The sequence below is a fragment of the Ornithinimicrobium sp. genome (assembly GCF_035267225.1).
Lineage (GTDB): Bacteria > Actinomycetota > Actinomycetes > Actinomycetales > Dermatophilaceae > Ornithinicoccus.
In genome coordinates this window covers 1-6374 of sequence record NZ_DATFMA010000108.1, presented here as the reverse complement: position 1 = coordinate 6374, position 6374 = coordinate 1, and the positions used below count along the sequence as shown (strand labels likewise).

Here is a 6374-nt window from a genome sequence, read left to right as displayed (position 1 = left end):
CACCAGCGAAGGACAGAACAAGCCTATGGCGAAGAAGGACGGCGTCATCGAGATCGAGGGCACCGTAGTGGAGTCCCTCCCGAACGCGAACTTCCGAGTCGAGCTGAGCAACGGACACATCGTGCTCGCCCACATCTCGGGGAAGATGCGTCAGCACTACATCCGGATCCTTCCTGAGGACCGGGTCGTGGTGGAGCTCAGCCCGTACGACCTGACCCGCGGCCGTATCGTCTTCCGCTACCGCTGAGACACACCAGCACCACATTCAGAAGAACCAGCCATCACACCCAGATCGAGAGATGACAAGCAGGCGATGAAGGTCCAGCCCAGCGTCAAGAAGATCTGCGACAAGTGCAAGGTGATCCGTCGCAACGGACGGGTCATGGTGATCTGCGACAACCTGCGGCACAAGCAGCGGCAGGGATAGCCAGAACATCGCACCTCGCGGGTCCTCTACCCGGCACCAACGATGAATACGCAGCACCCGACCCCCGATATGCGGGACGTCACTCTCGGCTCGGAGGCCGAGAACCGCAGAGCACCACGAGACGCGGAACGGTGTTGCACCAGACCTCCGACGAGAACACAGGAGCACGACACATGGCACGACTGATTGGAGTCGACCTGCCGCGCGAGAAGCGCGTCGAGGTCGCTCTGACCTATATCTACGGAGTGGGGCGCACCCGCGCCGACTCAACGCTGGCAGCCACCGGGGTCGACCCGTCGGTGCGCGTCAAGGACCTCAGCGACGAGCAGCTCGTCCTGCTGCGCGACCACCTGGAAGAGCACTTCCGCCTCGAAGGTGACCTGCGGCGCGAGGTCGCGGCCGACATCCGCCGCAAGGTGGAGATCGGCAGCTACCAGGGCATCCGGCATCGCCGGGGTCTGCCCGTGCATGGTCAGCGCACCAAGACCAATGCGCGCACCCGCAAGGGTCCCAAGCGGACCGTCGCCGGCAAGAAGAAGGTCACCAAGTAGGCCCCGGCCGCACTTGGTCACCGTCAGGAGAGACGAATGCCCCCCAAGAGTCGTAGTACCGCCGGTGCGCGCAAGGTGCGCCGCAAGGAGAAGAAGAACGTCGCCTTCGGCCAGGCGCACATCAAGAGCACCTTCAGCAACACGATCGTGACGATCACCGACCCGACCGGCGCGGTCATCGCGTGGGCCTCCTCGGGCCAGGTCGGCTTCAAGGGCTCGCGCAAGTCCACCCCCTACGCCGCGCAGATGGCCGCCGAGGCCGCTGCCCGCCGGGCCATGGAGCACGGGATGCGTAAGGTCGACGTCTTCGTCAAAGGCCCGGGTTCGGGTCGGGAGACCGCGATCCGCTCGCTGACCGCGGCCGGCCTGGAGGTCGGTGCCATCAGCGACGTCACCCCCCAGGCCCACAACGGCGTACGCCCGCCCAAAAAGCGTCGCGTCTGAGCGCCGGAAGGAAGAGGTAGGAACACATGGCCCGCTATACCGGCCCCATCACCAAGAAGTCGCGCCGACTCAAGGTCGACCTCGTCGGCGGCGACAAGAACTTCGACCTACGCCCCTTCCCGCCGGGACAGCACGGCCGTCGCCGGATCCAGGAGAAGGAGTACCTCACCCAGCTGCAGGAGAAGCAGAAGGCCCGCTTCACCTACGGCGTCATGGAGAAGCAGTTCCGTCGCTACTACGAGGAGGCGGCTCGCCGTCCCGGCAAGACCGGCGACAACCTGCTCAGCATCCTGGAGTCGCGGCTGGACAACGTCGTGTACCGCGCCGGCCTGGCGCGCACCCGACGCGCTGCCCGCCAGCTGGTGAGCCACGGTCACTTCCTGGTCAACGGCGAGCGCGTGGACGTGCCGTCGTACCAGGTCTCGCAGTACGACATCATCGACATCCGGCCGTCCTCGGTGGAGGCATTCCCCTTCGAGCTGGCTCGCCAGACCTTCGGTGACCGCCCGGTCCCGGCGTGGATGAAGGTCGTGCCCGGCTCGCTGCAGATCCTGGTCCACCAGGTGCCGACGCGCGCCCAGATCGACACCGTGCTCACCGAGCAGCTCATCGTCGAGCTCTACTCCAAGAACTAGCCACGCCCCTCTCTCCCGCACCCCCAGCCACATCGTTCGACATGCCGCGCCGAACTCGGCGCAAGATGTCGAACTCGCGGCTGGGGGTCGAGGGGGAGTGGCCGCACACCGGGTGAGCGAGGACCGAGTCGTCTCGCCCTGAGCCGGCCGAGAGGTCGGTACCCACCGGGCATCAAATAGCGGTTGCCCGAGGAAAGGAAGAACACCAGTGCTGATCGCTCAGCGACCCACCTTGACCGAGGACGTCGTCTCCGACGCCCGATCCCGTTTCACCATCGAGCCCCTCGAGCCTGGCTTCGGCTACACGCTCGGCAACTCCCTGCGCCGCACCCTGCTGTCCAGCATCCCGGGCGCGTCGCTGACCAGCATCCGCATCGACGGCGTGCTGCACGAGTTCTCCACGATCCCGGGGATCAAGGAGGACGTCACCGAGATCATCCTCAACCTCAAGGCCCTCGTCGTCTCCAGCGAGTTCGACGAGCCGGTCGTGATGTACCTGCGCAAGCAGGGCGCGGGAGCCGTCACCGCGGCCGACATCGCTCCGCCGGCCGGGGTCGAGGTGCACAACCCCGAGCTGCACATCGCCACCCTCAACGACTCCGGCAAGATCGAGATGGAGCTGACCGTCGAGCGCGGTCGCGGGTACGTCTCGGCGCAGCTCAACAAGTCGATGGAGCAGGAGATCGGGCGGATCCCGGTCGACTCCATCTACTCTCCGGTGCTGGCCGTGACCTACAAGGTCGAGGCCACTCGCGTCGAGCAGCGCACCGACTTCGACCGGCTCGTCCTGGACGTGGAGACCAAGCGCTCCATCGCTCCCCGCGACGCCATGGCTTCTGCCGGGCGCACCCTGGTGGAGCTGTTCGGCCTGGCCCGCGAGCTCAACGTCGAGGCCGAGGGCATCGAGATCGGGCCCTCCGCGGGAGACGCGGCGCTGGCCTCGGACCTCGCCCTGCCGATCGAGGACCTGGACCTGACCGTGCGGTCCTACAACTGCCTCAAGCGGGAGGGAATCCACAGCGTCGGCGAGCTGGTCAGCCGCAGCGAGGCCGACCTGCTCGACATCCGCAACTTCGGCGCCAAGTCGATCGACGAGGTCAAGGACAAGCTGGGCGAGATGGGCCTGTCGCTGAAGGACAGCCCTCCCGGGTTCGACCCCAGCACCGCCGACTACTCCGAGGACGACTCGTTCGAGGACGAAGCCGACGCCAGCTTCGCCGAGGACGAGCAGTACTGAGATTTCGAGCAAGGAGACACGTACATGCCTACCCCCAAGAAGGGTCCGCGCCTAGGTGGTGGTCCGGCGCACGAGCGCCTGATGCTGGCCAATCTCGCTACCGCCCTCTTCGAGCACGACCGCATCACCACCACGGAGGCGAAGGCGAAGCGGATGCGTCCCCTGGCCGAGCGCCTGGTCACCTTCGCCAAGCGCGGTGACCTGCACGCCCGCCGTCGCGTCATGACGACGATCGGCGACAAGGGTGTGGTGCACCGGCTGTTCACCGAGATCGCACCGGACATGGCCGACCGACCCGGCGGTTACACCCGCATCACCAAGATCGCCCCCCGCAAGGGGGACAACGCGGCCATGGCCGTGATCGAGCTGGTGCGCGAACCGGTGGCCAAGCGCCAGGTCGTGCAGCAGGCGGAGGGTGCCACGCAGCGATCTGCTCGCGACCGCGACGCGGTCAAGGAGCAGGAGGTGGCCACCGCGCCGAACGAGGCCGACGAAGCCGAGCGCGAGATCGCTGAGGCCGAGGTCGCCGAGGAGCAGGGTGTCGAGGTAGCCGCCCCCGCCGAGACGGTCCAGGTCAACGAGGAAGCCACGGACGACACCACCGAGGCTGCGAACACCAAGGCCGAGGATGTCGAGTCGCAGCAGGAGTCGGACGGCTCCACCGGCTCGGCCGAGACCACGTCCTGACCGCAGCCTCGAGCTTCGGATGATGCTGCCCCGCCCGACTGCGGCGGGGCAGCATCGTCAGTTCCGGGCCAGATGGTGCTCAAGCGCGTCGACCGCGGTCGTCCACCCCGCTGCCCCGGGGGAGTCCGGCGGCACTCCGACGTGCGTCATCACCATGTGGGTCCCGGAGTCGACGGTCTGCAGCTCGACTCGGACCTCCGTCACGGTCGGGTGGCTCTCCGGCATACCCAGCTCGACGGCGGACTTCACGTTGCCTTCGGCATCGGCGATCGCCTCGGAGTAGACCAGCCGGTGCGGCGGGTCGACGGTGAGGAACTCACCGGTGAACCACATCTCGGTCGGCCCCTGGGGGGTCGGCACGCGCATGCACAGCCGCCGTGTCCCGCCGCCCCGCACCTCGAAGTCGAGGTGCGGGATGTCGGCGCCGTCAGGGCCGTACCAGGCGGCGAAGTGTCGGGCATCGGTCCACATCGACCAGACCACGTCGATCGGAGCGTCGAGCGTGCGCTCGACCACCAGGGAGTCGGTGGTGTCGACGGCTGGCTGCTCGGTCATGGGTGTGTCCTCTCGGTTTCGGACGCGGGCGAGGCGGGGAAGCTGTGCTCTCGGTCGACGCTGGTGACGTATGTCTCGAGCCGGTCGAACCGGTCCTCCCAGATCGAGCGGTACTGCTCGGCCCAGGTGGAGACCGCGGCCAGTCTGGCCGGGGCGAGTGCGCAGGGCCGGGACTGGGCGCGGTGAGTCCGCTCGACCAAGCCGGCGTGCTCCAGCACCTTGATGTGCTTGGAGACCGCCGGCAGGGTCATTGCGAAGGGCTCGGCCAGCTCGTTGACGCTGGCCTGGCCCTGCGCGAGCCGAGCCAGGATGGCCCGGCGGGTCGAGTTCGCCAGCGCTGCGAAGGTGGCGTCGAGCTGCTGGTCGTCCGCGATGGTGACCACGTTGGGCCTCACTTTACTTATCGGTATATTAACTAGTTTGTAAACTAACGCGGGGGTTCGGCCCGGTCAAGATCTAGGGTGTGAGCCGTGCCCGACTCTTCCTCTCTGGTCCGACTGCGGATGGACCTCGCCTACGACGGCACGCACTTCTCTGGCTGGGCGTCCCAGCCGGGTCGCCGGACGGTGCAGCAGACGGTGGAGCAGGCGTGGGGGGTGCTGCTGCGTGACCTGGCGCCGACGACGACGGTGGGCGGGCGTACCGACGCCGGGGTTCACGCCAGAGCTTCGGTGGTGCACCTGGACATTCCTCTGCGGCAGTGGCAGGCGTTGCCCGGGCGCAGCACCCGCTCGCCGGAACAGGCCGCGCTTCGCCGCCTGGCCGGCGTGCTGCCGGAGGACATCGTCGTGCGCTCGGTCCGGGTGGCGCCCGCCGGCTTCGACGCGCGCTTCTCGGCGCTCCATCGTCGGTACAGCTACCGCCTCAACGACCGCCCCGAGAGCGCCGACCCGCTGCGACGTCACGACACCGTGCATCTCAAGCGGCCGGTCGACGAGCTGCGGATGAACGAGGCCGCCCGTGCGCTCCTCGGGTTGCGCGACTTCGCGGCGTTCTGTCGCAAACGGGCAGGGGCCACCACGACCCGTACCCTGCTGCGCTTCGAGGTCGTTCGAGATCCGGACGGCGTGGTCGTGGCGCACCTGGAGGCGGACGCCTTCTGTCACAGCATGGTGCGCAGTCTCGTAGGGGCTGTGGTCCCGGTCGGGGAAGGCCGCCGAGAGCCTGCATGGCCCGCGGAGGTCATGCGGGCAGGTGCCCGCAACCCCGGTGTCACCGTGATGCCCGCACATGGTCTCTGCCTGGAGCAGATCGTGTACCCACCCGAGAGTGAGCTGGCAGCCCGGGCCCAGACCACCCGGTCCCGGCGCGACGGCTTGGAGGGCCGGAGCATCTGACTCGGGACCCTCAGCCCCAAGTCGTCACCGCGAGCTCGTCCGGGCGAACTGGCGGATGCACAGGGGCACGAACACCAGCAGCAGCAGGAAAACTCCGATCAACACCGTGATCACCGGGTACTGGATGCCGAAGGTGTCTCGGACGATGCTTTCCTGCGTGTTGCCGAAGAGGTCGCGCGCCGCCTGGACCAGAGCCGAGACGGGGTTCCAGTCGGCGAAGATCTCGAGCGGCCGGGGGAGGGACTCCGCGGGCACGAAGGCGTTGCTGATGAAGGTGATCGGGAAGAGCACCATGAACGAGGCGTTGTTGATCGTCTCGGGAGTGCGCACCACCATGCCCAGCAGTGCCATGACCCAGCTGAACGCGTAGGAGAACAACAAGATCAACGCGATCCCGGCCAGGAACGACGGCACCCCGTTGGTGAAGCGCCAGCCGACGACGAAGCCCGTACCGATCATGATGACCATGGAGATGCTGTTGAGCATCAGGTTGGAGTTCGT

The 6374-nt window shown here is 67.4% G+C and carries 11 protein-coding genes; 8 read left to right on the top strand and 3 right to left on the bottom strand.

Annotation, left to right across the window (positions count from 1 at the left end):
• The first annotated feature begins 25 nt into the window (after window positions 1–25).
• The 7 genes from infA to rplQ all read left to right on the top strand — a co-directional run bounded on the left by infA (window position 26) and on the right by rplQ (window position 3981).
• The gene (gene infA / locus VJ976_RS10815; protein ID WP_324100230.1) at window positions 26–247 is read left to right on the top strand and encodes a translation initiation factor IF-1; all 222 of its coding nucleotides are present in this window, start codon (window positions 26–28) and stop codon (window positions 245–247) included.
• 66 nt (window positions 248–313) lie between these two features.
• Window positions 314–427, top strand: a complete 114-nt coding sequence (rpmJ, locus tag VJ976_RS10810; RefSeq protein ID WP_007928044.1) for a 50S ribosomal protein L36 — start codon at window positions 314–316, stop codon at window positions 425–427.
• 173 nt (window positions 428–600) lie between these two features.
• Window positions 601–978, top strand: coding sequence for a 30S ribosomal protein S13 (rpsM, locus tag VJ976_RS10805; RefSeq protein WP_324100228.1), 378 nt, complete (start codon window positions 601–603; stop codon window positions 976–978).
• A gap of 36 nt (window positions 979–1014) precedes the next feature.
• Window positions 1015–1422, top strand: coding sequence for a 30S ribosomal protein S11 (rpsK, locus tag VJ976_RS10800; protein WP_324100227.1), 408 nt, complete (start codon window positions 1015–1017; stop codon window positions 1420–1422).
• A gap of 26 nt (window positions 1423–1448) precedes the next feature.
• On the top strand, window positions 1449–2057 hold the full coding sequence (gene rpsD / locus VJ976_RS10795; protein WP_324100226.1) for a 30S ribosomal protein S4: 609 nt from the start codon (window positions 1449–1451) through the stop codon (window positions 2055–2057).
• 208 nt (window positions 2058–2265) lie between these two features.
• Window positions 2266–3294, top strand: coding sequence for a DNA-directed RNA polymerase subunit alpha (locus tag VJ976_RS10790; protein ID WP_324100225.1), 1029 nt, complete (start codon window positions 2266–2268; stop codon window positions 3292–3294).
• A gap of 24 nt (window positions 3295–3318) precedes the next feature.
• A complete protein-coding gene (gene rplQ / locus VJ976_RS10785; protein WP_324100224.1) occupies window positions 3319–3981 on the top strand; it encodes a 50S ribosomal protein L17 in 663 nt (220 codons plus the stop codon).
• 57 nt (window positions 3982–4038) lie between these two features.
• Here the strand turns inward: rplQ and VJ976_RS10780 are convergent, their stop codons facing one another.
• Together VJ976_RS10780 and VJ976_RS10775 are read right to left on the bottom strand one after the other, a co-directional pair.
• Complete coding sequence (locus VJ976_RS10780) at window positions 4039–4536, bottom strand: SRPBCC domain-containing protein (RefSeq protein WP_324100223.1); 498 nt, start codon at window positions 4534–4536, stop codon at window positions 4039–4041.
• Complete coding sequence (locus VJ976_RS10775) at window positions 4533–4919, bottom strand: metalloregulator ArsR/SmtB family transcription factor (RefSeq protein ID WP_324100222.1); 387 nt, start codon at window positions 4917–4919, stop codon at window positions 4533–4535. The genes VJ976_RS10780 and VJ976_RS10775 overlap by 4 nt, the downstream gene beginning before the upstream one ends.
• A 120-nt stretch (window positions 4920–5039) precedes the next feature.
• On the opposite strand from VJ976_RS10775, the gene VJ976_RS10770 reads away from it, so the two are divergent.
• Window positions 5040–5873, top strand: coding sequence for a tRNA pseudouridine synthase A (locus VJ976_RS10770; RefSeq protein ID WP_324100229.1), 834 nt, complete (start codon window positions 5040–5042; stop codon window positions 5871–5873).
• A 24-nt stretch (window positions 5874–5897) separates the two neighbouring features.
• On the opposite strand, the gene VJ976_RS10765 is transcribed toward VJ976_RS10770, so the two are convergent.
• The coding region (locus VJ976_RS10765; RefSeq protein WP_324100221.1) for an ABC transporter permease at window positions 5898–6374 on the bottom strand (477 nt) is incomplete at its 5' end.